The organism is Paraburkholderia piptadeniae (genome assembly GCF_900007165.1).
Lineage (GTDB): Bacteria > Pseudomonadota > Gammaproteobacteria > Burkholderiales > Burkholderiaceae > Paraburkholderia > Paraburkholderia piptadeniae.
Genome location: NZ_CYGY02000032.1, coordinates 213,642 through 239,965 on the forward strand (window position 1 = coordinate 213,642; position 26,324 = coordinate 239,965).

Here is a 26,324-nt window from a genome sequence, read left to right on the forward strand (position 1 = left end):
CCGCGCACGAACGCCGTCGCTGTGTTCCAATCGGGACCATGAAGAAAGGCTTCTATACGATCATCGCGGCGCAATTCGTGTCGTCGCTCGCCGATAACGCGCTCCTGATCGCGGCCATCGCGCTGCTTGCCGTGATTCGCTCGCCCGCATGGGTCACGCCGCTGCTTCAGATTTTCTTCACGATTTCCTATGTGCTGCTCGCGCCGTTCGTCGGCGCATTCGCCGATGCGCTGCAAAAGCGCCACGTGATGTTCGTCTCGAACGCGCTAAAGGCGGCCGGCTGCATGATGATGATCGCAGGCGTGCATCCGATGATCGCGTACGGCGTGGTCGGTTTCGGCGCGGCCGCGTATTCGCCCGCGAAGTACGGCATTCTGACGGAGCTGCTGCCCGCCGAACAGCTCGTCGTTGCCAACGCCTGGCTCGAATCGGCGACCGTGCTGTCGACGATCGTGGGCACGATGCTGGGCGGCGCGCTGATCAGCACGTACGCGTCGCACTTCGTCCTGCACGCGCGACTGCCGCTGATTCACACGGCCGCCGACCTCGCGATGCTGGCCGTGATGATCACGTATGCGATTGCGGGGGCGCTGAACTTCGGCATTCCGGACACGGGCGCGCGCTATCCGAACCGGCTCGTCGAGCCCGGCCAACTCCTCGGCGAATTCGCCCGCTGCTTCAACGTGCTCTGGTCCGACCGTCTCGCACAGATCGCGCTGTGGGTCACGACGCTGATGTGGGGCGGCGCCGTGACGCTGCAACTGCTCGTGCTCAAATGGGCGGACGCGAACCTCGGGCTGTCGTTGTCGAAGGCCGCCGTGATGCAGGGCGTGGCCGGCTTCGGCATCGCAATCGGCGCGGCGGCCGCCGCCGCATGGATTCCGTTGCGCAGTTCGCTGAAGGTGCTGCCCGTCGGGCTGCTGATGGGCGCCGTCGCCATCGCGATGGCGTTCTACAGCAAGAGCCTCTTTCCACCCGGCGCGGGGCTGCGCGTCGGCACGCTCTTCGCGCCCGCGTACATCATCCTCGCCTATCCGTTGATGATTCTGCTCGGCGCCCTCTCCGGCTTCTTCATCGTGCCGATGAACGCGATTCTCCAGCATCGTGGCGCGACGCTGCTGACGGCGGGCCACTCGATCGCCGTGCAGAACTTCAACCAGAACCTCGCCGTGCTGCTGATGCTCGGTGCCTACGCGATCCTGCTGACGGCGACGATGCCCGTGCAGTGGATCATCGCCGTGTTCGGCGTCTTCATCACGGGCATGATGTGGCTCGCCAAACGCCGCAGCGCCGCGAATGCGCACAAGGTGGACATGCACGCGCTGATCGAGGAATAAACGAAGACTGAGCGCAGCATAGCCGTGTAAAGATCGCGACGGCAACCTGGCCATCCGGCCAGGTTCGCGCAACGCTTCGACGGGTTAAACTCACGCCCTGAACAGTCACGCAAGAAAGACACGAGGATGGGCACACAAATCGCAGCCGCAAACGACATCGCGCAACACACTCCAATGATGCAGCAGTATCTGCGCATTAAAGGGGAGCATCCGGGCACGCTCGTGTTCTACCGGATGGGCGATTTCTATGAGCTCTTCTTCGACGACGCCGAAAAGGCCGCGCGCCTGCTCGATCTGACGCTCACGCAGCGTGGCGCGTCGGGCGGCAATCCGATCAAGATGGCGGGCGTGCCGCATCACGCCGTCGAACAGTATCTGGCGAAACTGGTGAAGCTCGGCGAGTCGGTCGCGATCTGCGAACAGATCGGCGATCCGGCGACATCGAAGGGACCGGTCGAGCGCAAGGTCGTGCGCGTGGTGACGCCCGGCACGCTGACGGACGCCGCGCTTCTCTCCGACAAAAGCGACACGTATCTGCTCGCCGTGTGCGCGGCGCACAACCGGCGTGGCGTGGTGTCGGCAGTCGGCCTCGCCTGGCTGAATCTGGCGAGCGGCGCACTGCGTCTTGCCGAAGTCGCGCCCGATCAGGTCGCCGCCGCGCTCGAGCGAATCCGTCCCGCGGAGATTCTCGTCGCCGACACGCCCTCGCCCGCCGAATCGAATGCGTGGACGCTGCCTTCCGGCTTCGGCGCGATGACGCGCGTCCCGGCATGGCATTTCGATGTCGCGTCGGGCACGCAGCGGCTGTGCGATCAAATGGAAGTCGCGAGCCTCGACGGTTTCGGCGCGCATTCGCTGTCGTGCGCGTGCGGCGCGGCGGGTGCAGTGCTGCTGTACGCGGCAGCGACGCAAGGCCAGCAACTGCGTCACGTGCGCAGCCTCAAGGTCGAATACGAATCGGAGTACATCGGGCTCGATCCGTCCACGCGCCGCAATCTTGAATTGACGGAAACGCTGCGCGGCACGGATTCGCCCACGCTCTGCTCGCTGCTCGACACGTGCTGCACGACGATGGGCAGCCGTCTGCTGCGTCACTGGCTGCACCATCCGCCGCGCGATGCCGCGATTGCCCAGGCGCGCCAGCAGGTGATCGGCGCGCTGCTCGACGCGCCGCCCCAGGCCAGTCTCGACTCGCTGCGCGGCGCATTGCGGCAGATCTCGGATATCGAACGGATCACGGGGCGGCTCGCGCTGCTGTCGGCGCGTCCGCGCGATCTGTCGAGTCTGCGCGACACGTTCATCGCGCTGCCCGAACTGCGCACGCAACTGGCCGCCGTCACGCAGGCCGCCGATTCGCTCGAGCGTATCGACACGTCACTGGAGCCGCCGGCCGAGTGCGTCGATCTGCTGAAGCACGCGGTCGCAGAGGAACCCGCCGCGATGGTGCGCGACGGCGGCGTGATCGCGCGCGGCTACGACGCCGAACTCGATGAACTGCGAGATATTTCGGAGAACTGCGGACAGTTCCTGATCGACCTCGAAACGCGTGAGCGCACGCGGACGGGTATCGGCAATCTGCGCGTCGAGTACAACAAGGTGCACGGCTTCTACATCGAAGTGACGCGCGGCCAGACCGACAAGGTCCCCGACGACTATCGCCGCCGTCAGACGCTGAAGAACGCCGAGCGCTACATCACGCCCGAGCTGAAGACCTTCGAGGACAAGGCGTTGTCCGCGCAGGAACGCGCGCTGTCGCGCGAGAAGGCGCTGTACGATGCGCTGCTGCAGGCGCTGCTGCCTTTCATCGCGGATTGCCAGCGCGTCGCTTCGGCGCTCGCCGAACTCGACGTGCTTGCCGCGTTCGCCGAACGGGCTCGCGCACTCGACTGGGTCGCGCCAGGCTTCGCGCCGACGGGCGGCATCGACATCGAACAAGGACGCCATCCCGTCGTCGAGGCGCAAGTCGAGCAGTTCATCGCGAACGACTGCGCGCTCAGTCCCGAACGCAAGCTGCTGCTGATCACCGGCCCGAACATGGGCGGTAAATCGACCTTCATGCGTCAGACGGCGTTGATCGCGCTGATGGCGTACGTCGGCAGCTATGTCCCGGCGCGCCGCGCGTCGTTTGGCCCCATCGACCGCATTTTCACGCGCATCGGCGCCGCCGACGATCTGGCGGGCGGGCGCTCGACATTCATGGTCGAAATGACGGAAGCCGCCGCGATCCTGAACGACGCAACGCCGCAAAGCCTCGTGCTGATGGACGAAATCGGCCGCGGCACATCGACGTTCGACGGCCTTGCGCTCGCGTGGGCAATCGCGCGCCATCTGCTGGCGCACAACGGCTGCCACACGCTCTTCGCGACGCACTACTTCGAGCTGACGCAGCTACCCGCCGAATTTCCGCATGCGGCGAACGTACACCTGTCGGCCGTCGAGCATGGGCATGGCATCGTGTTTCTGCACGCCGTCAATGAAGGTCCCGCCAATCAGAGCTACGGTCTGCAGGTCGCGCAACTGGCGGGCGTGCCGAACGCCGTGATTCGCGCGGCGCGCAAGCATCTCGCGTATCTGGAACAGCAGTCGGCCGCGCAGCCTGCGCCGCAACTCGATCTGTTCGCAGCGCCCGTGTCAGTGCTCGAAGACGCCGACGACGAGCCCGCCGCGCCTGCGCTGGACCCCGCCATGCAGGCGCTGGTCGAGCGGCTGCGCGAGATCGATCCGAACGATCTGCGCCCACGCGATGCGCTCGACCTGCTGTTCGAACTGCATGAACTGGCCAAGTCGCCAGATGCGCAGCACTGACGCGTACGCTCGCCACGCATCGTCGGGGCATCGCCGCTCGCGAGGCGCGGCGCTGGCTATCGCGCTCGTGGCCGCCGTGTCGCTCGCCTTGCCTGGCCGTGCGTCGTTCGCGAAGGAATCGGAGCCGCGCTACTCGTTCGCCGTCATCGGCGGCACACTGCAAAGTCCCGCCGACGAAGCGCAAACGCAACGGCTACTCGAGGCGATCGGACGCGAGTCCGACATTTCGTTCATCGTCTACGACGGCAATCTGAAAAGCGGCAAGGAAGCGTGCCGCGACTCGCTGTTCGCAACGCGCCAGGCGCTGCTCGAAATGTCGAAGCCCGCGCTCGTTTTCATTCCGGGACAACACGACTGGGCCGATTGCGGCACGGAGGAAGCGGGCGGCTATGACCCCGTCGAACGGCTCGATCTGCTGAGGCAGACGCTCTTCGCGGATACGTCATCGATGGGGCAAAATCCGATTCCGCTCGTGCGCGAAAGCGAGGTGTCGCGCTTTCGTACGTATCGGGAGAACGTGCGTTGGCAGGTCGGCGATACCGTGTTCGTCGGCCTGAACGTGCCGGGACCGAACAATCATTTCCTGTATGCGGGCGGACGCAACGGCGAGTTCGAAGACCGCGTGATCGCCAACGCGTTCTGGCTTGACCACGCCGCCGAGTATGCGAAGCGGCACAACGCCCGCGCGATCGTCGTGCTGCTTCAGGGCGACTTCGACCCTGAACGTTACGAGCGTCCCGAGCGCTTCGCGTGGCTGCGCTTCGGCCGCAAGGCGAAGCGCGACGGCTTTCTGGAATTCAAGCGCAGCCTCGTGAAGCTGGCCGAGACGTTTCACGGACCCGTCGTCGTGATTCATCAGGATAACGATCGAATGCACGCGGGCTTCATGATCGATCAACCGTTGCGCAACGATAAAGGTGACCTGGTCACGAATCTGACGCGCATCGCATTCGCTCCGCGCAATCCTCAGAACCAGTGGATACAGATCGATGCCGATCTTGCGAAACGGCCGCCGTTTCGCGTAAGCGTGCAGAATGTGCCGAAGAGTCTGCCGCTGCCTGTGGCACCGACATTGCCGTCGCATAACGAGTACACGGCACCGCCGATGCCGCCTTCGATGCCCGCTGTGCCGGGCTCCGCACCCGCTTCCGAATTGCCGCCGATTCTGCCCGAACCACCGCGAGCGCCATCGCCCGATTCGAGCAACGACAACGACGCCGGCAGCACCAGCAACGGCACGACGTACCGATACGTCCCACCAGACGCGACAACGGGCGCTTACGCGCCCGCTTCGGGAACTGCCCAGCCTTCCGGCGTCTACCCCGGCATCGGCCCGGGCACCAACCCTGCGAGTTCAGTGCAGCGTCGGCCGTGACGGTGCGGCGTCGTCGGCATCGTCCTCGTCGTCGTCCTCATCGGCGATTTCGAGGCCGCTCGCGCCGTGCGCGTGCTCGTGCTGGATTTCGTCTTCCGTCGCTTCACGCACGTCCTTCACCGTCAGCTTGAAACGCAGCGCCATGCCCGCGAGAGGATGATTGCCATCGAGCACGACCTTGTCCTCGGCGACGTCCGTCACCGTGTAGATCAGCGAGTCGAGATCTTCATCGCCCTCTTCAGGCGTGCCTTCGAACTGCATGCCGACTTCGAGCGGCTCTGGGAAACGGCTGCGCGGCTCGATCTTCACGAGCTCAGGATCGTACTCGCCGAACGCGTCCACCGGCTCCAGCTGGATCTGGGTTTCGAAGCCGGGCTCATGGCCGTCGAGCTCTTCCTCGATCTTGGGGAACGTGCCATCATAGCCGCCGTGCAGATAAACCATCGGCTCGTCGCTTTCCTCGATCAGATTGCCTTGCGCATCCGACAGCTTGTACGCGACCGATACGACGGTGTTCTTTACGATTTTCATTCGATTCTCCAGATTACGACTCACATTATACGATGCCCGTGCGGCCCCCTCACTACCCCGCTGCCAAAGCTTCAGCGCGTATTTCCCCTACTTCCGTTTCCGCTTCGTCGGCACCCTCGCCTGACCAGCCCACACCTCTGTTAGGCAACCTGACGCCGTCGCAATTCATGCGACGTTACTGGCAGAAAAAGCCCCTTCTGATCCGCCAGGCGATCCCTGACATCGTCGCGCCGCTTGCACGTGACGAGCTGTTCGAACTCGCCGATCAGGACGACGTCGAATCGCGCCTCATCACGCACTTTCGCAACCGATGGCAGCTCGAGCACGGCCCGTTTGCTGCAGACGAATTGCCTTCCGTCAAGCAACGTGCGTGGACACTGCTTGTGCAAGGCGTCGATCTGCATAACGACCGCGCACGCGCCTTACTTGACCGCTTTCGCTTCGTGCCCGACGCGCGACTCGACGATCTGATGATTTCGTACGCGACGGACGGCGGCGGCGTCGGTCCTCACTTCGATTCCTACGACGTCTTTCTGTTGCAGGTTCATGGCACGCGACGCTGGCGCATCGGCGCGCAGCGCGATCTGTCGTTGCAGCCGGGCCTGCCGTTGAAAGTGCTGCAGCACTTCGAGCCGGAAGAGGAATGGGTGCTGGAGCCAGGGGACATGCTTTACCTGCCTCCTCATATCGCGCATGACGGCGTCGCGCAAGGCGAATGCATGACATGCTCGATCGGCTTTCGCGCGCCCTCCACGAGCGAACTGGCTGCGCAGTTCCTCTACTACCTCGCCGAACGCGGTGAGGCACATGCATCGCCGAATGGTTCCGCGCTCTATCGCGATCCGCAGCAACCCGCTGTCGAACGCCCGGCGGAACTGCCTCCTGCGCTGGTCGATCGCGTGGGCGCGATCCTTGCTAAGGTCGACTGGAGCGATAAGGATGTCTCTTCGTTCCTCGGCACGTATCTAAGCGAGCCGAAGCCGAGCGTCGTGTTCGATTCGCCCGAGCGCCCGCTCGATGAAGCGCGTTTCATGAGGCGCGCAATGAAGGAAGGCGTGCGGCTCGACCGCAAAACTGTGCTGCTTTACGACAGCCGCTCTTATTACCTGAACGGAGAAGAAAGCAGGCTTGCAGGCGTGAAAAACTGGGTGATTGAACTCGCCGACAACCGCTCTCTGAGTGCGAAACGCTTTGTAACACTCTCACCGCAATCGTCGATGACAGCACTACTTCACGAGTGGTATCGTGCGGGCTGGATACAGATGGGTGAACTGCGATAAGATTCGCTCCGCTGTTATACCGTATAGCGAAAAATTGTCTGAGAAAGACAACGTATTGGCCCCGGATTTGTCGACGGTCGATACGAAAGTGCATATAATTTCCGCCCAAGCCGTAGGGAAGATTCACGCTCATGAAGTGCGGTCTCCACCAGCGGCCCAGGTCGGTGTTGGAGCACATTACCGGTATTATTTTGCGCTGTTGCTTACCTTTAACCATAAAAGGACGTGATCATGAAGAAATCCCTCCTCGTAGCATCCCTGTTGGCAGCTGTGGCACTGGCTGCATGCAACAAGAGCAGCGACCAGGCGGCTGCCCCGGCTAGCGACGCTGCTGCTGCTTCGGCACCGGCTGCTGCTGCTTCGGATACGGGCGCTGCTGCTTCGGGCGCTGCTGCTGCGAGCGAAGCCCCCGCTTCGGCACCGGCTGCTGCTGCTTCGGACGCAGGCGCTGCTGCTTCGGAAGGTGCTGCATCGGCAGCTGCTCCGGCTTCGGGCGCAAGCCAGTAAGCTGTAGCACAGGGTTCGCCCTCAGGGCGAAAACTGCAACGGGAAGTCCAGAGGGCTTCCCGGGCGGAAAAACAAAACGCCACGGATTTCAGTCCGTGGCGTTTTGTTTTATGCGCCGTCTTTTATATCGAGATTATTCCGCTTGCATGTATTCGATGCATTTCGATTTGTATTTGAACCTCGAATGAATTCAAACGGTGACGCGTCGAATTGCCTTCATCGCGATGACGTGCCCGTTGCATCGGCAACATCGTGTATCGATGCAACGAGCGTCTCGCGCTTCACTGAGCCTGCGCGTTCTCGTCGAAGAACTCCCGCACCACGTCGAGCTCCCGCGTCCGCTTGAAGGGCGGCAGGCTTTGCCATATACGGCGTCCATACGGTTTGTCGACGAGACGCGTATCGCAGATCATCAGCACGCCGCGATCGGTCTCCGAGCGAATCAGACGCCCTGCGCCCTGCTTGAGCGTAATGACAGCCTGCGGCAGCTGATGAACGGCAAACGGGCTCAAGCCCTTCTTCGTCAATGCATCGAGCCGCGCGGACAACACCGGGTCGTCAGGCGGCGCGAACGGCAGCTTGTCGATGATGACGAGCGACAGCGCATCGCCGCGCACATCGACGCCTTCCCAGAAGCTCTGGCTGCCCACGAGAATCGCATTGCCATACGAACGGAAACGGTCGAGCAGTTCCGTGCGGCTCGCATCGCCCTGCACAAGCAGCGGCATGTTCCAGCCGCGCGATTCGATCACGTCGCGCAGCTTCGATGCGATGCGATCGACGGCACGCAGCGTGGTGCACAGCATGAACACGCCGCCACCCGACGCTTCGATCGCCGGCAACGCGGCGTCGAACACGGCATCGGTGAACATCGGCGACGACGGCTGCGGCAGGTTGCGCGGCACATACAGCAAGCCCTGCGTGCCGTAGTCGAACGGACTGGGCAGCGTCATCGAGCGACGCGCATTGAGGCCCATCTGCGCCGCATAGTGCGTGAAGTCGCCGCGCACGGAAAGCGTCGCCGACGTGAAGACCCACGCGCGCGGCACGCCCGCACGCTGCTTCGCGAAGATCGGCGCGACCGACAGCGGCGTCTCATGAAGTTGCACGGTATGCGAAAAGACTTCGATCCAGCGAACCTTCTCGTTCGGATCATTCGCATCGTTCGCCTGCGACGCTGAACCGGACGCCGCATCGCGCTCCGTCGCGGTCGGCGGCGTCGTCCAGCCCGCCAGCACGTCCTGCAACTCGCGCGCGCGACGCAATAGCGCCGCAAGCGACTCGGCCCGCTCCGATTGCCCCGCCAGCGCGCTGGCGAGCGCATCGAGTTCGGTTTCGACGGCTTCGAGCGCGGCGAATAGCGGATGATCGTCGGGCAGTTGTCCGATCGACAGACGCACCGAATCTTCCTTGAACGCGAGCCGCACGTCGCGCGCCGAGCGCTCGAGGGCCGCACCGAGCTTCACCCAGTCGACGGCATCGCGCGCATGGCCGAGACCTTCGGCGACCGAGTCGCGCGCGAGTTCGAGGAACTGCGTGGTCGAGAGCGTCTCGCCGAAAAAGAGCGTCGCGGTTTCAGGCAATTGATGCGCTTCGTCGAAGATCACCGTATTCGCCGTCGGCAGCAGCTCGGCCATGCCCGTGTCGCGCAACATGATGTCGGCGAAAAACAGGTGGTGATTGACGACGACTATATCGGCCTGCTGCGCCTCGCGGCGCGCCTGCATCACGAAGCAGTCCTTGTAATGCGGACATTCCTGGCCGAGGCAGTTGTCGCGCGTCGACGTCACCATCGACCACACGGCCGCCGTCTCCGGCACGCTCGCGAGTTCGGCCTTGTCGCCCGTGCGCGTGATCTTCGCAAAGCGGATGATGTCCTGCAGATACGACGTTTCTTGCCGCGACGGCAGACGCCCGTTGTCCGCCGTGCGTTGCAGATAGTAATGGCACAGATAGTTCGCTCGGCCCTTCAGCATCGCGACGCTGACGGGCACCGCGAGCGCATCGCGCACGGTCGGAATGTCGCGCTGATAGAGCTGGTCCTGCAGGTGCTTCGTGCCCGTCGAGACGATGACCTTGCCGCCCCACAGCATCGCGGGCACGAGGTACGCATAGGTCTTGCCCGTGCCCGTCCCGGCCTCGACGATCAGCGTGTTCTCGCCGCCGTCCGCATTGGCGTCCGTCGGCGCGGCATCGTCCGAAGCTGCCGCCGAAGCGGATGCCGACTGCTGCAGCCGCCGCGCCGGGCGTTTCTGCGCTTCGAACATCGCGGGCTCGGGCATCGCGCGGCCCGACGCTTCCATCGCGGCCGCAACGGCGCGTGACATCTCGATCTGCGACGCGCGCGGCCGGTAGCCGTCGATCTGGCGGGCGAGCAGCCCGTCGGCGGCGAAGATATCAGCGAGTTCGGACGAGTGCTTGTGACTCAGCGACGCGACGAGCGCGCCGCCGCCCGATGCGGGTTTCGCGGCGCGCTCGTCGCGTGCGGGCGCGTCGTCGGCGGGCGCCGCGCGCGAAGAGGATTGAAGCGGTGAATTCAAGGCAAGCGTTTCCTGCAAAGTCGGGCGCGCGACGAACTGAACGCGGCCGGCGCCTGCCTGGCCGCCGCGTCAGCTGCGCGCTTCCGGTTCAAGCTGCAATTGCAGCAAGATGATGGTGTCCTTGACCTTGAGTTTGCGCTTTTTCAGGCGCTGTATCTCGAGGTCGTCGATGCCGGGTTCCTCGGACATCCTGTCGATCAACCGATCAAGTCCGCTGTGCTCCGATTCGAGTTGCAGAATGCGGTCGCGCAGTGTGTCCGAGTTGATGACGCGATGATGGTCGCGCATGCTCGCCTCCTCTTTCGAAATGGCGAAGGCCGCGTCGTGCAGTCGCTCCGCTCGAGGTTGCTGTCCGGCCTGAAACGCGTTACGGCTGATGATGCTCGCTGCTGACTACTTGTTGCTTACTGCTGCGGTTGCTGCTTCTGTTGCTGGTCGAGTTGCTGTTGCTGCTTCGTTTGCTCTTCCTGCTTCTGCCGCGCCTTCTCGGCGGCCTGCTTCTGGCGCGCCGCGACGTCGGCTTTGTGCTGCGTGGCTTCGCTCTGCTTCTGCTCGAATCGCTGCTGCTTCCCGGCACGCTCCTGCGCCTTCTGCGCGGCCTGCTGATGCGCCTCGTCGAGCTTGCGCTGGAAGTCGGCCTGCTTCGCGTCATAGGCCTTCTGGTTCGCCGCCGCCTGCGACGGCGAGATGCCCCGCTGCGCCTGATCGATCGCGTGCTGTTGCTGCTTCTGCTGAAAAGCCTTCTCGTTCGCTGCGCGCTGCGGCGCTTCCGCTTCGCGCTGCGCCTGGTTCAACTGATGCTGGCGCTGCTTCTCGTCGTAAGCCTGTGCGTTGCGCGTGTCCTGCGCGGCACGCGCGGGCGCGTCGGCTTCGTTTTGCGCGCGCTTGATCGCCGCCTGCTCGTCGCGTTGACGCGCGTGCTCGACACGCTTTTCGTCGTCGAGCGCGAGCTGTTCCTTACGGATATCGGCAGCGACGACGCGCATGTCGTCACGCGCCGAGTTCAGGCAGTGATTGACGAAAAACTTGCTATAGCAGTTGTGCTGCGCAACGGCGTAACGGTAGTTGTTCTCCGCCGTGCGGGCATCGAGTGCTTTTTGCCGCGCGTCGAGGTCGTTCGCTGCGGAAGCTTGCGAGCCTGCACCCATACGCATCGCCGGCACGGCCGATGCACCGCCGGGCAACGCGGCATCGGCAGCGGCATCCGAAGCGGCAACGACCATCGGTGCCGCTTCGGAAGTCTGCTGCGCGAACGCCGGCGTAGCGACGGCAAATGCAAGCGACGCCACAACCGCGATGCGACGGGCGATAGCGGCAAACCCGAAAGCAACGGGAGCAATCTGCGGCCCGAAGACGGGCGATGCGAGCGGAGATCGGCGTGGAGATCCGAGCGAAATGCGGGAGGTCGGCAACGTCGTAGATGGGCAACGGAACATGCCTGAAATTCTATCACCCTGCGCTTGAGCGCTCGGTCATTTATGGCAAAATGCCCCGCTCCAGCAAGCTTTCACGAGCTTTAGCGACCTTTCAGCAATCCGGCCGCCTCGCCTGCGCGCAGGTGGGCCACCAGTCGAATCCGGCAGGAACTCAAGACCCTATGACGGACACCGTAGCACTCAAGATCGTACAGCGCATTGCCGAAGAACTGACCGTCCAGCCGCGCCAGGTCGCGGCCGCGGTGGGACTACTCGATGAAGGAGCGACCGTTCCGTTCATCGCCCGGTACCGGAAGGAAGTCACCGGCAATCTCGACGACACGCAACTGCGCACGCTCGAAGAACGCCTGCTGTATCTGCGCGAACTCGAAGACCGCCGCGCCGCGATCATCGCGAGCATCGACGAACAGGGCAAGCTGACGGACGAGCTGCGCGCCGCGATCGAAGGCGCCGACAGCAAGCAGGTGCTCGAAGACCTCTATCTGCCGTACAAGCCGAAGCGCCGCACGCGCGCGCAGATCGCCCGCGAAGCAGGCCTGCAGCCGCTCGCCGACGCGCTGCTCGCGAACCCGCTGCTCGATCCGCAGACGGAAGCCGCGCAATACGTCGATGCGGAGAAAGGCGTCGCCGATGTGAAGGCCGCGCTCGACGGCGCACGCGACATCCTCTCGGAGCAGTTCGGCGAAACGGCCGAACTGCTCGGCAAGCTGCGCGACTATCTGTTCAACCAGGGCGTGCTGGTGTCGACGGTGGTCGAAGGCAAGGAAGGCGAAGAAGGCGAGAAATTTCGCGACTACTACGACTATTCGGAAACGATCCGCACCGTGCCGTCGCACCGCGCGCTCGCGCTCTTCCGCGGCCGCAATGCAGGCGTCCTGATGATCAAGCTCGGTCTGGACGAAGAGCTCGACGCGCAGGTGCCGCATCCGGGTGAAGCGATGATCGCGCGCCACTTCGGCATCGCGAATCAGGGCCGTCCCGCCGACAAATGGCGCTCGGACGTGTGTCGCTGGTGCTGGCGCGTGAAGGTGCAACCGCACATCGAAAACGAACTGCTGACAAATCTGCGCGAGGAAGCCGAAAGCGAAGCGATCCGCGTATTCGCGCGCAATCTGAAGGATCTGCTGCTTGCCGCGCCGGCCGGCCCGAAAGCCGTGATCGGCCTCGATCCGGGCCTTCGAACGGGCGTGAAGGTCGCCGTCGTCGATCGCACGGGCAAGCTGCTCGCCACCGATACGATCTATCCGCACGAGCCGCGCCGCGACTGGGACGGCTCGCTCGCGAAGCTCGCGCGTATCGCCGCGCAGACACAGGCGGAACTGATCAGCATCGGCAACGGCACGGCATCGCGCGAGACGGACAAGCTCGCGAGCGAACTGATCTCGCGCCATCCCGAGCTGAAGCTGCAGAAGATCGTCGTGTCGGAAGCGGGCGCTTCCGTCTACTCTGCGTCGGAACTGGCGGCGAAGGAATTCCCGGAACTGGACGTATCGCTGCGCGGCGCGGTGTCGATCGCGCGCCGTCTGCAGGACCCGCTCGCCGAACTCGTGAAGATCGAGCCGAAAGCGATCGGTGTCGGCCAGTATCAGCACGACGTGAACCAGCGCGAACTCGCACGCTCGCTCGATGCCGTCGTCGAGGACTGCGTGAACGCGGTGGGCGTGGATGCGAACACGGCATCTGTCGCGCTGCTCGCGCGCGTGTCCGGGCTGAACGCGACGCTCGCCCGCAACATCGTCGATTACCGTGACGCGAACGGTCCGTTCCCGACGCGCGACCATCTGCGCAAGGTGCCGCGTCTCGGCGACAAAACGTTCGAGCAGGCCGCGGGCTTTCTGCGCATCAACGGCGGCGAGAACCCGCTCGACCGCTCGTCGGTGCACCCGGAAGCGTATCCCGTCGTCGAGAGGATGCTCGCGAAGATCAGCAAGAGCATCGGCGAAGTGCTCGGCAATCGCGACGCGCTCGGCAAGCTATCGCCCACCGAATTCGTCGACGATCGCTTCGGTCTGCCGACCGTACGCGACATTCTCTCGGAACTCGAAAAGCCGGGCCGCGACCCGCGCCCCGAGTTCAAGACGGCGACGTTCCGCGAAGGCGTCGAAAAGATTTCGGATCTGTCGCCCGGCATGGTGCTCGAAGGCGTCGTGACGAACGTCGCCGCGTTCGGCGCGTTCATCGATGTTGGCGTGCATCAGGACGGTCTCGTGCACGTGTCGGCGATGTCGACGAAGTTCATCAAGGACCCGCATGAAGTCGTGAAGGCAGGGCAAATCGTCAAGGTGAAGGTGTTCGAAGTCGACGTGAAGCGCCAGCGCATTTCGCTGACGATGCGTCTCGACGACGACTTCTCGCCGGCTTCGGCCGCACGCCCAGGCGGCCAGCATGAGCGCGGCGGCATGGGCGGCCGTGCAGGCGGCGGACGCCCGCAACAACGCTCGCGCGAACCCGAGCCCGTCAACGCGATGGCGGCGGCGTTTGCAAAGCTGAAGCGTTAAGCGCTTTCGCAGCGCCTGTTCGACGGTCGGTGGCATCGTATCTGGTTGCCGCCGATCGCGTCGAAGCCATCGCGCGCAACAACAAAAGCAAAGGCCCACGCATCAAAATGCGTGGGCCTTTGTCTTTACCAATCAAGGCACCCCGGCCTGACACCGGGGCGCGCTCGCCGGATCATATCTCGATCTTAGTCCCCAGTTCCACGACGCGATTCGCGGGAATGCTAAAGAAATCCGTCGGCTTCGCGGCGTTCTGATGCATCCATGCGAACACGCGCTCGCGCCACACCGACATGCCCGGCAATTGCGTCGGCACCACCGTTTCGCGCGCAAGGAAGAACGACGTGTCCATCAGTTCGAACGACATGTCGTGCGTCACGCTGATCTGCTCGAGCACTGCCTTCACATCGGGCGTTTCGTTGAAGCCATACGCGGCCTTCACGAGGAACAGGCCGCCGCCGACGTCCTTGACGGTCAGCCGGTCCTTGTCGTCGACGTAGGGAATATCGCGCGTGATGAACGTCAGGAAGATCGTGCGCTCGTGCAGCACCTTGTTGTGCTTGAGGTTGTGCAGGAGGCTCACGGGAACGAGCGTCGCGCTGCCCGTCAGATAGATCGCCGTGCCCGACACACGATGCGGCGGATGCGCAAGCAGACCTTGCACGAAAGGCATCAGCGGAATGCCGTCGGCGGCCGTGCGCTCCTTTACGATCATGCGGCCCTTGAACCAGGTCATCAGCAGGAAGAACAGCAGCGCGCCGATGCAAAGCGGCAGCCAGCCGCCCTCCGCGACCTTGAGCAGGTTCGCGCCGAAGAAGCCGAGGTCGACGACCATCAGCGCGCCGATGATCAGCGCGACGACGCCCTTGTTCCAGTTCCACACCTTCACCATCACGACGCTCGCGAGAACCGTCGTGATCACCATCGTCGCCGTCACGGCGATACCGTACGCAGCGGCCAGGTTATCCGAACTCTTGAACGCAACGACGATGCACAGAATGATGAAGAGCAGCATCCAGTTGACGACGGGCACATAGATCTGCCCGATCGCAAGCTCCGACGTGTGCAGGATCTTCATGCGCGGCACGTAGCCGAGCTGGATCGCCTGGCTCGTCAGCGAATACGCGCCCGAAATCACCGCTTGCGACGCGATGACGGTCGCGACCGTCGACAGCACGACGAGCGGCAGCAGCGCCCACTCCGGCGCGAGCAGATAGAACGGGTTTTCGATGGCCTTCGGATCGTGCATCAGAAGTGCGCCCTGGCCGAAGTAGTTCAGCACCAGCGACGGCATCACGAGCGCGTACCACGCGCAGCGAATCGGCTTCGCGCCGAAGTGGCCCATATCGGCATAAAGCGCTTCGGCACCCGTCAGCACCAGCACAACCGAGCCGAGCACCACGTACGCCTGCAGCACGTGCGCCGCCATGAACGAGACCGCGTAATACGGGTTCAGCGCCTTGATGACCTCGGGCGACTGCACGATATGCGACAGCCCGAGCACGGCCAGCGTGAGAAACCAGATCACCATGATGGGGCCGAACAGCCGGCCGACGGTCGCCGTGCCGTGGCGCTGGATCCAGAACAGCAGCATCAGGATCACCATCGTGAGCGGCAGCACCAGATGCGTGAGCTTGGGCGCGGCGATCTCCAGACCTTCGACGGCCGACATCACCGAAATGGCCGGCGTGATCACTGCATCGCCGTAGAACATGCACGCGCCGAAGATGCCCAGCATCATCAGCAGGCCGGCCGCCTTGCTCTTCGCGTCGAACGAACGGAGCGACAGCGCCATCAGCGCGAGCACGCCGCCCTCGCCGTTATTGTCGGCGCGCATCACGAACATCACGTACTTGATGCTCACGACGACGATGATCGCCCAGAAGAGCAGCGAAATGACGCCGAGAATGGAACTGTCGGTAAGAGGAATGCCGTGGGAGGGGCTGAAGGCTTCTTTCAGCGAGTACAGCGGGCTAGTGCCGATATCCCCGAAAACCACGCCGATCGCAGCGACTGCAAGCGATGGCAACGGCTGCTTCGGGACGTGATGATTGTTTGTCATAAACGCGAAAAGAATCCGTTCCTGAGCGGCAAAAACGAACGCTATTCTAAAGAATATGGGCGTCAAAGCCCACCATTCGACCCGTTGTGCAAACGCCACGTAGCAACGCTTCGCGAGAGCAGTGTAGCATCGCGCTCCCACGCCGGCCGGGCATTAGCGCATGTCAATCACGTGATTGTTAAATCTTCCAGCCTCGCCTTCGCCCAGATTCCAGACGAAAAAAACGGAGCCACGAAGGGCTCCGCTCGATTCGCTGCCGATGATCGCCACAACGATGCGCGACGGCGTTCACAACGCTGGCTAGCTTGCGTCCGACGAACGCTCCTGGCCACGCTTGATCCACGCTCCGAGGTTGTGCGGACGCACCGTGTCCCACTCCTCGAACGGCTGATGGATCCACGGGTTCGTCGCGAGATACTGGACGTGATAGTCCGGCTTCACCTTCGAGCACGCCTTCCACCACAGCACGGCCGAACGCACCGACGTAATGGCGGGATAACGTTCCTTCAGATGCTGCTGCACGCGCGCGAGCGTGACGCCCGAGTCGACCAGATCGTCGACGAGCAGCACGTTGCCCGACAGTTCGCCGCGCGTCATCGTGATGTATTGCGCGATGTCGAGTTCGCCCTGCTCCGTGCCCGCCGCTTCGCGATACGAACTGGTCGCGAGAATGGCCAGCGGCAGATCGTAGATGCGCGAGAGCTGGTCGCCGACACGCAGGCCGCCGCGCGCGAGGCACAGGATCTTGTCGAACTTCCAGCCGGATTCGTGAACGTTCAGTGCGAGCATTTCGATCAGCCGGTGATATTCGTCCCAGCCGACCCACAGATTGCGGTCATCGTTACGGGGGTCTTTCATCGCAATCATCGGTACACCCTGCGTCATGTATTAAGCCTTGAACGGGTGACGGAGGAGGATGGTTTCGTCGCGGTCCGGACCCGTCGACACCATGTCGATCGGCACGCCCGCCACTTCCTGCACACGCGCCAGATACGCCTGGGCATTTGCGGGCAGCTTGTCCCATTCCTTGATACCGACGGTGCTTTCCTTCCAGCCGCCGAACGTCTCGTAGACGGGCTCGCAGCGCGACACTTCATACGCGCCGCGCGGCAGGATGTCGGCATCCTTGCCGTCGACCGTGTAGCCGACGCACAGCTTCACTTCATCGAGACCATCGAGAACGTCCAGCTTCGTCATGCACAGGCCCGACACGCCGTTGATCTGAATCGAGCGGCGCAGCGCGGCGGCGTCGAGCCAGCCGGTGCGGCGCGGACGGCCCGTGACCGAGCCGAATTCCTTGCCGACCTTCGCGAGCGTCAGGCCGACTTCTTCCTGGCGGCTTGCATTGTCCGCGTCGTACAGCTCGCTCGGGAACGGGCCCGAACCGACGCGCGTGCAGTACGCCTTCGTGATGCCGAGGATGTAGTCCAGCTTCTGCGGACCGATGCCCGCGCCCGACGTGGCCGCGCCCGCGACGCAGTTGCTCGACGTGACGAACGGATACGTGCCGTGGTCGATATCGAGCAGCGTGCCCTGCGCGCCTTCGAACAGCAGGTTGTGGCCTGCGTGGTTCTCGTCGTACAGACGGCGGGAAACGTCCGTGACCATCGGCCTCAGACGGTCGGCGTAGCCGAGCATCATGTCGAGCGTCTGCTGATAATCGACAGCAGGCGCGCCGAGGTATTGCGTCAGCACGAAGTTGTGGAAGTCGAGATTCGCGCGCAGACGTTCCGCGAATGCCTTCGGTTCGAACAGGTCCTGCACGCGCAGACCGCGGCGCGCGACCTTGTCCTCATACGCCGGGCCGATGCCGCGACCCGTCGTGCCGATCTTGCCGGCGCCGCTGCGTGCTTCGCGGGCCTGGTCGATGGCGACGTGATACGGGAGGATCAGCGTGGTGGCTTCGGAAATGAAGAGACGCTTCTGGACGTCGATGCCGGCGGATTCCAGCTCTTCGATTTCCTTGAAGAGTGCCTCCGGGGACAACACGACGCCATTGCCGATGTAGCAGGCGACGCCCGGGCGCATGATGCCCGACGGAATCAGACGCAAGATGGTTTTCTTGCCGCCGATGATGAGCGTATGTCCGGCGTTGTGACCGCCCTGGAAACGAACGACGCCTTGCGCGTGGTCCGTCAGCCAGTCAACGATCTTGCCCTTGCCTTCATCACCCCACTGGGTACCCACGACGACGACATTGCGCCCAGGGTTCACATTCACTGCGCTGGCAGACATGTTGATTCTTAAGCTGGTTAAAAACGTATTTTACCTATGTTCGACGACGGTTCCCGATTTTTTCACCGACTGATCGCGGGATTTTTCCGTTTCGGCTCAAAGGCATGGATGCGCCGACGCGCTTTGGCGCTGTCGAGCGCGGCTCGCGGCGGCACACGTCCCGATGGTTGCGGCGTCACGTTTCATATGACGCAGTGCGGATTCACCACACTGAGCACCACACTCAAGGCTTCGCTTCGACGACCCACTGGCCGTCGCGCTCGACCAGCACGCGGTCGCACGCGAATTCGTCGAGCGCATGATCGTGGCCCGGCAGCGCCTGGATCACGACCTCGCCCGCATCGCGCAGCGCGGCGACGCTCGTGCGCAGCGCGTCGTCGTGCTGCCACGGCGCGAGAATGGCGCTGCTGCGCGCCTCGATGGGCGAAATGCGCGCGACTTCGCGCAGGTCCAGCGAAAAGCCTGTTGCCGCGCGGGCGCGGCCATACGCCTGACCGACCTTGTCGTAACGGCCGCCGCGCGCGACGGCATTCGGCACCCCGTCGACATAGGCCGAGAACATCACGCCGCTGTGGTACGCGTAGCCACGCAGATCAGCGAGATCGATCATCACTTCCGCGCCGCCAACCTGTTGCGCGAGGAACGCGAGATCGTCGAGCGCGCGCGAGATTTCCGGCGCGTTCGGCAGTCGAGCGCGCGCTTCTTCGAGCACCGACGCATCGCCATAGAGCGTGGGCAGCGCGCGCAGCGCGTCGCGCGTGACGGACGTGAGATGCGCCGTCAGTTCGTTCAGCAGCGGCACGTCCTTGCCCGCGAGCGCTTCGAACAGCGATTCGCCGAGCGACGCGGCAGCCGGCTCGTTGTCGATCAGCGCAGCGAGCACGGCCGCGTGACACAGATCGAGACGCACCTTGCCGAGACCGGCGAGATGCAGCGCATCGAGCATCAATTGCTGGATCTCCAGATCCGCTTCGAGGCCCGCATGGCCGTAAATTTCAGCGCCGATCTGGATCTGCTCGCGCGTCGCGTGCAGGCCGCGCGGACGCGTGTGCAGCACGTTGCCCGCATAGCACAGCCGCGTCACGCCCTGGCGGTTCAGCAGGTGCGCATCGATGCGCGCGACTTGCGGCGTGATGTCGGCGCGCAAGCCCAAGGTGCGGCCCGACAGCTGATCGACGAGCTTGAAGGTGCGCAGGTTCAGATCGCTGCCGCCGCCCGTCAGCAGCGACTCCAGGTATTCGAGCAACGGCGGCATGACCATCTCGTAGCCGTATGCACGAAAACGGTCGAGCAGCCGGCGGCGCAGTTCTTCGATCTTTCGTGCCTCCGACGGCAGCACGTCGGCAATGTTTTCGGGAAGTAACCAGGTCGACATCGATACAGTCCTACGACGGTGAATCCGGCGTCATGACAAACGCCGTTTGAAATTTGAATGGCGCGCGGTGCATCTCGACACGAAGCTTCGTCCCGTCGTTGCGCGTTGCGTTCGGCCAGCGGCGGCGAATTGCTGGCCGATCGATGCTGCCCGGAAGGCGCCGCAGCGCTCAGCGCGCGATCGGAACTGGCAACGGCGCGCGATGCCGCAAACTCAATGCGTGAAGCTCATGTACGAACCGCGCCTCATGAGCGCCGTTCGAAGCCGCATGGACCCTTCGTCACGTCGCGACCATCAGCAGCAACAGCCCAAGCACCATGACGATCAGTCCGCCGATCCGGATATGGTGCGGCGGGCGCTCCGCTATTTTACGAAACGTGTCGCGCCAGGCGCTCGGAAATACGAACGGGAACATCCCCTCGATGATCAGCATCAGTGCGATCGCGAGCAAAAACGAGCCGGCTATGTCCATGCAATGAGGCCGCCGCGATGCGTTTGCCGCGGCGCTCCCGTAATCAGTGTTTGTTGTGCGCGCCCGTCGACGCGCCGGAAGTCGGTTGAGCAGCGGCTCCTGCGCCGTCCGGGCTGCGCATGAAGCGGAAGAACTCGCTGCTCGAGTCGACGACCATCACGTCGCCCGGCTTGAAGCTGTTCTTGTAGGCCTGCATGCTTTGGTAGAACTGATAGAACTGCGGGTCGCGGCTGAATGCGTCGGCGGCAATCGACGCGGCCTTGCCATCGCCGTCGCCCTTGATCGACTGCGCCTGCTTGTACGCGTCCGCGAGAATCGCCTGCTGCTGATGGCCGGCATCCGCCTTGATCTGATCCGCTTCCGCCGCGCCTTGCGCGCGCTCCTTGCTGGCCGCCTCTTCGCGCGCAGCGATCATCCGCTTGTAGACCGTGTCCGCCATCGCAGCGGGGAAATCGATGCGAGTAAGCTGCACGTCGACGACATCGACGCCCAGCGACGCCGCGCCCTTCTGCATGCCGTCGCGCGCCTCGGTTGCAATCGCGTCCTGCTTCGCGAGCGCGTCGGGCAGCGAGTACTTCGCGAACGCGTCGCCGAGCGCGCCGCGCGTAAGCAGCGCGAGACGATCGGGCAGGCTCTGCAAGTCGCCCTTCGTTTCCGCGATCAGCTTCACGGGATCGGACACACGGAACTTCACGACGGGATTCACGAGCACTTCCGTCTTGTCGGACGTCGCGTAGTGGTCCTCCTCGGGCGAATCGAGCGACTGGATGCGCGTATCCACCGACGTCACCGTCTGCAACGGCGGCGGCAGCTTCACGTGCAAACCGGGACCAGCAAGCGTCGGCACGGCATCACCGCGCGCGGAGACGACGGCCATATGCCGCTGATCGACGACGAACACCATTGACGATGCCGCGAACAGCACGATCACAATGGCTACGACGAGCGCAACGATTTTGTTCATGTTCGCGCTCCTTATTGCAGATCGTCTTCGCGTCCGCGACTGCGGAACGAATCGCGCGAACGGAACGCGTCGCTCGCGGCAGCGGCCTGGCTTGCGCTGCTCACGGGCGCGGCGGGCGGCGCGACGATGGTCGGCGGGTTGCCACCCTGGGTTGCCGGCTGCGCGTTCGACGGATTCGACGCGCCCGGTGCATTGGCTGCGGACGGCGAGGCCTGGGCACCCGGTGCCGGGCCAGCCGCAGCCGCTTCGGCCGCACGCTGACGCGTCTGTTCGACCAGCTTGTCGAGCGGCAGATAGAGCACGTTGCTGCCCGACTTGCTGTCGACGAACACCTTCGTCGTATTCGAATAGATCTGCTGCATCGTTTCGAGGTACATTCGCTCGCGGATCACGGCGGGCGCCTTCGAGTACTGTGCGTACACTTCCTTGAAGCGCTCGGCGTCGCCTTCCGCCTGCGCGACCACGCGGTCGCTATAAGTCTTGGCCTCATCGATCATGCGCGTGGCTTCCGCCTGCGCGCGTGGCAGCAGATCGCTCGCATAGGCCTGTGCATCGCGCTTCGCCCGCTCGCGGTCCTGATGCGCTTTCGCGGCGTCTTCGAATGCTGCCTGCACCTGATCGGGTGCCTGCACGCTCTGGATCGTCACGCCCGTGACGGCGAGACCCGTGCGGTATTCATCCAGGGAATGCTGGATCGCTTCCGTCAGTTGCGCGCGGATGGCTTCGCGGTCCTGAGAGAGGATGTCGTTCGTGCTGCGCGAGCCGACGACCCGGCGCACGGCCGCCTGCGCCGCCTGCATCACGCTGAGGTCGGGGTCGGCGCTGCGGAACAGGTAGTCGGTCGGCTTGCGGATCTGGTATTGAACGGCAAAGCGCACATCGACGATATCTGTGTCGTGCGTGAGCATCGACGCGTCCTTCACGTTCGCGAGCCGCACGACGTTTTTCCGGCCGATTTCGACGGACCGCACCTGGCCGACGTTGACGACTTCATGTGATTCGAACGGATACGGCAGGCGCCAGTGCACGCCCTGCGCAGCCGTGCCGCGCAACTGGCCGAAGCGCAGCACCACGGCCTCCTGGCCGTCCTGCACGACGAACACGCCACTGCCGAGATAGATCGCGATCAACACACCGATGATGATGCCGACGCCGATGCGCGCGCCGCGTCCGTTGTCGGGACGACGGTCGCCGCCTCCGCCCTTGCGGCCGAACATGCGTGACAGGCGCCGGTTGAAGTCGCGCCACATTTCGTCCAGATCGGGCGGGCCTTCGTTTTCCTTGCCGTTGGGCGGACGCTTCGAATCGTTCAGACGTTGGCGGTCGCCATTGCTATCGCCCCGGCCCCACCGCGGGTCGTTCAGCGACAAGATGGCGCGCAGACGCAGCCAGATACTCCGCTCGTTGTAATCGTTCACCTGTGTTCGTTCACCAGAGTAGACAGCGGGTCAATGCAATTGAAACGGGTCGATGCCCGTGTCTGGGATCTTGCGGTCTTCGCGGTGGTCTTCGCCCGCATCATCGCGCTGATCTTGTTGAAATGCCGCCGCTCTCGGGTCTCCCTGCGACAGTAGACCGTCAGATTCCGAAAGATGTTCGGCCGTTGCGATTTCGGCGATGGCAGCGCGCAGTGTGTCCAGCCCTTGCCCCGTGCGCGCGCTCAAAAAGACGCGCGAAATATTACCATACTCGTCCCGCTCGACCGCGTCGCCTCGGGCCGCCAGTTCTGGCACAGCGTCGATTTTGTTGAACACGAGCACTTGCCGGATCGTGTCCGCGCCGATCTCGCGCAAGACGTCATTGACCTGATCGATCTGATCGAGCCGAACCGCACTCGATGCATCCACAACATGCAGCAGCAGATCGGCGTGAATGGTTTCTTCGAGTGTCGCGCGAAATGCGGCCACCAGTTGGTGAGGCAGTTCGCGGATAAATCCTACGGTGTCCGATACGACGATCTGCCCCGCTTCCTCGCCGAGATAGACGCGGCGGGAAGTCGTATCGAGTGTCGCGAACAGCTGGTCGGCGGCATACGCTTGCGCTTTCGTCAGCGCATTGAACAGCGTGGACTTGCCTGCGTTCGTATAGCCGACGAGCGACACCGACATCGTCTGGTTGCGGGCGCGCGCGCGGCGCTGCGTACCGTGCTGGCGACGCAGCTTTTCGAGCCGCCCCTTGAGCATCTTGATGCGATCGCCGATCAGCCGGCGGTCGGTTTCGAGCTGCGTCTCACCGGGGCCGCGCAGGCCGATACCGCCCTTTTGCCGTTCCAGGTGAGTCCACGCGCGAACCAGCCGCGTCGCGAGGTATTGCAGCTGCGCGAGTTCGACCTGCAGCTTGCCTTCGTGACTGCGCGCGCGTTGCGCGAAGATGTCGAGAATGAGGCTCGTGCGGTCGACGACGCGTCTGTTAAGCGCACGCTCCAGATTGCGCTGCTGAGCCGGCGCGAGTGCGTGATTGAAGATGACGATTTCGATGTCGTTCGCCTCGCACGCGACGCGCAATTCCTCGGCCTTGCCGCTGCCGACGAACATGGCGGCATCGGGGCTCGAACGGCGTCCGGTGAGGGTGACGGCAGGATGGGCGCCCGCACTTTGCGCGAGCAGGCTGAGTTCTTCGAGACTGGCTTCGAAATCGATTTTGCCGAAGTCGATGCCGACAAGCGCTGCGTTGATCAAATTGGTGGATGTCAAAATGAAGCGGCCGGTCAGTGTCGCCAGCCGACGACGCTCGACCGGCCGCGACGAGAGGTTAGGACGATTCGGAATCAGGGTGGAAATTGACCGGACGGGCAGGCACGACGGTCGAGATTGCGTGCTTGTACACCATCTGGGTCACCGTATTCCGGAGCAACACGACGTACTGGTCGAACGATTCAATGTTCCCTTGAAGCTTGATGCCGTTGACGAGATAGATCGAGACCGGCACGTGCTCTTTTCGCAGTGCGTTCAAAAACGGGTCTTGTAACAATTGCCCTTTGTTGCTCATAGCAAACTCCGTATTTTTTTGCAGGTTGACTTAATTGCCGGCGAAGAAAAAGAAATCCGCCGTCAATCGCTACACTATAGCCGATTTTTATTGACCGGCGCTCCGCCTGGTCATTCGGCCAGGAGCCAGTCTACATGCGGGTTTCGGGCCCGGTCGCCAGCGCGTTTCAGCCCTTGTCCGCGTAGGGGTTCGTCGACGACCGGAACTCTATCCGCAATGGAGTGCCCGTCAGCGCGAAAGTTTCCCGGAAGCGGTTTTCGAGGTAGCGCTTGTACGTGTCGGTGACGGCATCGAGCGCGTTGCCGTGGATCACGATGATCGGCGGATTCTGTCCCCCCTGGTGCGCGTAGCGCAGTTTCGGACGCACGGGGCCGCGGCGGCGCGGCTGCTGGAACTCGACGGCTTCGATCAGCGCGCGCGTGAGCTTCGGCGTCGGCAGCTTGGACATCGCGGCCTTGTACGCGTCGTCGACGGAGCGCATCAACGGGCCGATTCCCGTCTTTTCGGCTGCGGAAATGAAATGGAACTTCGCGAACTCGAGGAATTTTAGCTTGCGCTGAAGATCGTTTTTCGTGCGCTCACGCACATGCGGATCGAGCCCGTCCCACTTGTTCACGCCGACCACGAGCGCCCGCCCCTGCTCGACGACGAAGCCCGCAATATGCGCGTCCTGCTCCGAAATGTCCTGGCGCGCGTCGAGCAGCAGGATCACGACGTTGGCGTCGGAGATCGATTGCAGCGTCTTCACGACCGAGAACTTCTCGATCGCCTCGAACACCTTGCCGCGCTTGCGCAGGCCGGCCGTGTCGATCAGCGTGTATTTTTTGCCTTGCCGCTCGAAGTCGACGTAGATCGAATCGCGCGTCGTGCCGGGCATGTCGAACGCGATCACGCGGTCTTCGCCGATCAGCGTGTTCACGAGCGTCGATTTGCCGACGTTCGGCCGCCCGACGATCGCGATCTTGATGCCGTGCGCCTGCTTCTCTTCGTCGCTCTCTTCCGGCTGGTCGGCGTACGCTGCGTCGAGCGCCTCGTTGATCATCTCCGCGACGCCGTCGCCGTGCGCAGCGGAAATCGCGCGCGGATCGCCGAGGCCGAGCTCGTAGAAGTCAGCGGCCACGGCCGAATAGCGCATCCCCTCGGACTTGTTGACGACGAGGTAAATCGGCCGGCCCGTCTTGCGCAGATAGTCGGCGATCGACTTGTCCTGCGGCGCGAGGCCGTTGCGGCCGTCGACGATGAAGACGACGATGTCCGATTCTTCGACGGCCTGGCGCGTCTGGCGCGCCATCTCGTGCAGAATGCCGTCCTTCGCGACGGGTTCGAAGCCGCCCGTATCGACGACGAGATACGGCCGGTCGCCGACTCGCCCTTCGCCATAGTGACGGTCGCGCGTGAGACCCGGCAGATCGGCGACGAGCGCATCGCGCGAACGCGTGAGCCGGTTGAACAGCGTGGATTTCCCCACATTGGGGCGCCCGACGAGGGCAATAACGGGTTTCATCAGATGTTGTTCACAGTGAAGCGCGGCGTCGAAAACCCGACCTTCCGCACTGGCAACGCCATGCGGCCGTTGCACGGCTGCGTTTGACGAAAATTATCACGAATTTGACCCGTTTCGGACGCGCGGAGCTTGCGCATACGAACGGATTTCAGGTTGGCTGCCTGGGTGGCTGCGTCGAGTGTCAAGCACAAGGCTCGGCACGCATTGCGTCGAATGCACGCCGCGGCGATTGCGCCGCCGCCTCGTTGCAATCGTTCGCCAACGACAGCAGCACAACGCGCACTGAACGATCGCCGGCACAGCCCGACTGACGATCTCGAATTTTCGACGGCATTGAAGGCGGTCCCCCTGGTCCCGTCCGACGGGACTCGGGCAGCAACCATTTGCCGAGTCATCAGGCGCCATCGACGACCCGTTG

Annotated in this window: 21 protein-coding genes; 6 read left to right on the forward strand and 15 right to left on the reverse strand. The window is 63.6% G+C overall.

Going from position 1 to position 26,324, the window contains the following annotated elements; translation table 11 throughout:
- Window positions 1-38: 38 nt before the first annotated feature.
- The 3 genes from lplT to BN2476_RS17540 all read left to right on the forward strand — a co-directional run bounded on the left by lplT (window position 39) and on the right by BN2476_RS17540 (window position 5,517).
- Window positions 39-1,337 (forward strand): lysophospholipid transporter LplT, encoded by a 1,299-nt coding sequence (gene lplT, locus BN2476_RS17530; protein WP_087735428.1) that lies wholly within the window; start codon window positions 39-41, stop codon window positions 1,335-1,337.
- 126 nt (window positions 1,338-1,463) lie between these two features.
- Entirely contained in the window at window positions 1,464-4,142 is a 2,679-nt protein-coding gene (gene mutS / locus BN2476_RS17535) for a DNA mismatch repair protein MutS (RefSeq protein ID WP_087735429.1), read from the forward strand.
- Window positions 4,129-5,517: a hypothetical protein gene (locus BN2476_RS17540; protein ID WP_173819633.1), complete on the forward strand. Its 1,389-nt coding sequence runs from the start codon at window positions 4,129-4,131 to the stop codon at window positions 5,515-5,517. Before mutS ends, BN2476_RS17540 begins: the two co-directional genes overlap by 14 nt.
- Here the strand turns inward: BN2476_RS17540 and BN2476_RS17545 are convergent.
- Window positions 5,497-6,048 carry an FKBP-type peptidyl-prolyl cis-trans isomerase gene (locus BN2476_RS17545; RefSeq protein WP_087735431.1) on the reverse strand — a complete coding sequence of 184 codons (552 nt, stop codon included), beginning with the start codon at window positions 6,046-6,048 and terminating at the stop codon, window positions 5,497-5,499. The two genes, BN2476_RS17540 and BN2476_RS17545, sit on opposite strands and share 21 nt — an antisense overlap.
- Window positions 6,049-6,080: 32 nt before the next feature.
- Here BN2476_RS17545 and BN2476_RS17550 point away from each other — a divergent pair, with 32 nt between their 5' ends.
- Both BN2476_RS17550 and BN2476_RS48255 read left to right on the forward strand, forming a co-directional pair.
- Window positions 6,081-7,328: a cupin domain-containing protein gene (locus tag BN2476_RS17550; RefSeq protein WP_087735432.1), complete on the forward strand. Its 1,248-nt coding sequence runs from the start codon at window positions 6,081-6,083 to the stop codon at window positions 7,326-7,328.
- A 231-nt stretch (window positions 7,329-7,559) separates the two neighbouring features.
- Window positions 7,560-7,835 (forward strand): hypothetical protein, encoded by a 276-nt coding sequence (locus tag BN2476_RS48255; RefSeq protein ID WP_087735433.1) that lies wholly within the window; start codon window positions 7,560-7,562, stop codon window positions 7,833-7,835.
- A gap of 281 nt (window positions 7,836-8,116) precedes the next feature.
- Here BN2476_RS48255 and yoaA read toward each other — a convergent pair whose 3' ends face one another.
- The 3 genes from yoaA to BN2476_RS17575 all read right to left on the reverse strand — a co-directional run bounded on the left by yoaA (window position 8,117) and on the right by BN2476_RS17575 (window position 11,811).
- A complete protein-coding gene (gene yoaA / locus BN2476_RS17565; protein ID WP_087735526.1) occupies window positions 8,117-10,375 on the reverse strand; it encodes a DNA repair helicase YoaA in 2,259 nt (752 codons plus the stop codon).
- Window positions 10,376-10,444: 69 nt separating this feature from the next.
- The gene (locus tag BN2476_RS17570; protein WP_087735434.1) at window positions 10,445-10,663 is read right to left on the reverse strand and encodes a DUF465 domain-containing protein; all 219 of its coding nucleotides are present in this window, start codon (window positions 10,661-10,663) and stop codon (window positions 10,445-10,447) included.
- Window positions 10,664-10,779: 116 nt separating this feature from the next.
- Window positions 10,780-11,811, reverse strand: coding sequence for a colicin transporter (locus BN2476_RS17575; RefSeq protein WP_438942884.1), 1,032 nt, complete (start codon window positions 11,809-11,811; stop codon window positions 10,780-10,782).
- 161 nt (window positions 11,812-11,972) lie between these two features.
- Between BN2476_RS17575 and BN2476_RS17580 the strand changes: the two genes are divergently transcribed.
- Window positions 11,973-14,309 (forward strand): Tex family protein, encoded by a 2,337-nt coding sequence (locus BN2476_RS17580; protein WP_087735435.1) that lies wholly within the window; start codon window positions 11,973-11,975, stop codon window positions 14,307-14,309.
- A 172-nt stretch (window positions 14,310-14,481) separates the two neighbouring features.
- Here BN2476_RS17580 and BN2476_RS17585 read toward each other — a convergent pair whose 3' ends face one another.
- The 11 genes from BN2476_RS17585 to BN2476_RS45560 all read right to left on the reverse strand — a co-directional run bounded on the left by BN2476_RS17585 (window position 14,482) and on the right by BN2476_RS45560 (window position 26,091).
- Window positions 14,482-16,368: a potassium transporter Kup gene (locus BN2476_RS17585; RefSeq protein WP_087735436.1), complete on the reverse strand. Its 1,887-nt coding sequence runs from the start codon at window positions 16,366-16,368 to the stop codon at window positions 14,482-14,484.
- A gap of 300 nt (window positions 16,369-16,668) precedes the next feature.
- A complete protein-coding gene (locus tag BN2476_RS17590; protein ID WP_087735437.1) occupies window positions 16,669-17,253 on the reverse strand; it encodes a phosphoribosyltransferase in 585 nt (194 codons plus the stop codon).
- A gap of 3 nt (window positions 17,254-17,256) precedes the next feature.
- The gene (locus BN2476_RS17595; protein ID WP_087735438.1) at window positions 17,257-18,603 is read right to left on the reverse strand and encodes an adenylosuccinate synthase; all 1,347 of its coding nucleotides are present in this window, start codon (window positions 18,601-18,603) and stop codon (window positions 17,257-17,259) included.
- Window positions 18,604-18,826: 223 nt separating this feature from the next.
- Complete coding sequence (locus BN2476_RS17600) at window positions 18,827-19,978, reverse strand: ATP phosphoribosyltransferase regulatory subunit (protein WP_087735439.1); 1,152 nt, start codon at window positions 19,976-19,978, stop codon at window positions 18,827-18,829.
- Window positions 19,979-20,258: 280 nt separating this feature from the next.
- Window positions 20,259-20,450, reverse strand: a complete 192-nt coding sequence (locus tag BN2476_RS17605; RefSeq protein ID WP_087735440.1) for a DUF2065 domain-containing protein — start codon at window positions 20,448-20,450, stop codon at window positions 20,259-20,261.
- A 43-nt stretch (window positions 20,451-20,493) separates the two neighbouring features.
- Entirely contained in the window at window positions 20,494-21,414 is a 921-nt protein-coding gene (gene hflC, locus BN2476_RS17610) for a protease modulator HflC (protein WP_087735441.1), read from the reverse strand.
- Between the two features lie 11 nt (window positions 21,415-21,425).
- A complete protein-coding gene (gene hflK, locus BN2476_RS17615) occupies window positions 21,426-22,832 on the reverse strand; it encodes an FtsH protease activity modulator HflK (protein WP_087735442.1) in 1,407 nt (468 codons plus the stop codon).
- A 30-nt stretch (window positions 22,833-22,862) separates the two neighbouring features.
- Window positions 22,863-24,092 carry a GTPase HflX gene (hflX, locus tag BN2476_RS17620; protein ID WP_173819636.1) on the reverse strand — a complete coding sequence of 410 codons (1,230 nt, stop codon included), beginning with the start codon at window positions 24,090-24,092 and terminating at the stop codon, window positions 22,863-22,865.
- A gap of 73 nt (window positions 24,093-24,165) precedes the next feature.
- Window positions 24,166-24,402 (reverse strand): RNA chaperone Hfq, encoded by a 237-nt coding sequence (gene hfq / locus BN2476_RS17625; RefSeq protein ID WP_007580427.1) that lies wholly within the window; start codon window positions 24,400-24,402, stop codon window positions 24,166-24,168.
- 166 nt (window positions 24,403-24,568) lie between these two features.
- A complete protein-coding gene (der, locus tag BN2476_RS17630) occupies window positions 24,569-25,906 on the reverse strand; it encodes a ribosome biogenesis GTPase Der (protein WP_087735444.1) in 1,338 nt (445 codons plus the stop codon).
- The gene (locus BN2476_RS45560) at window positions 25,906-26,091 is read right to left on the reverse strand and encodes a hypothetical protein (RefSeq protein WP_143810983.1); all 186 of its coding nucleotides are present in this window, start codon (window positions 26,089-26,091) and stop codon (window positions 25,906-25,908) included. The genes der and BN2476_RS45560 overlap by 1 nt, the downstream gene beginning before the upstream one ends.
- Window positions 26,092-26,324 lie beyond the last annotated feature (233 nt).